Source organism: Clostridium sp. MCC328 (genome assembly GCF_018785465.1).
In the GTDB taxonomy this organism is placed as follows: domain Bacteria; phylum Bacillota; class Clostridia; order Lachnospirales; family Lachnospiraceae; genus Pilosibacter; species Pilosibacter fragilis.
Window position 1 is genome coordinate 1 of record NZ_WQPW01000147.1, and the last position, 336, is coordinate 336.

1 protein-coding gene is annotated in these 336 nt (G+C 44.0%); it reads left to right on the forward strand.

Going from position 1 to position 336, the window contains the following annotated elements; genetic code table 11:
• The coding region (locus GPK83_RS16445; protein ID WP_275950637.1) for a transposase at positions 1 to 336 on the forward strand (336 nt) is incomplete at both ends.

A 336-nucleotide genomic window follows, 5' to 3' on the forward strand; every position in this document is an offset into this window, starting at 1 on the left:
TATAAGGCAGAGTTTCCGTGGCTGAAGGAGGTAGACAGTCTGGCATTGTGTAATGCACAGCTGCATCTGCAGACAGCCTACAAGAACTTCTTTCGGGATTCTTCGGCTGGTTTTCCGAAGTTCAAGTCAAAAAAGAATCCGGTGAGAAGTTATACGACAAACTGCGTAAATGGAAATATTACTTTGCAGAATGCGAAACTGAAACTTCCGAAAGCAGGTTGGATCCGCATAAAACAGCATCGGAGTATCGATGATCGTTACATATTGAAGGGTGCCACCGTCAGCCAGGAAGCAGATGACAAGTATTATGTATCATTACTGTATGCGGCAGAAGAA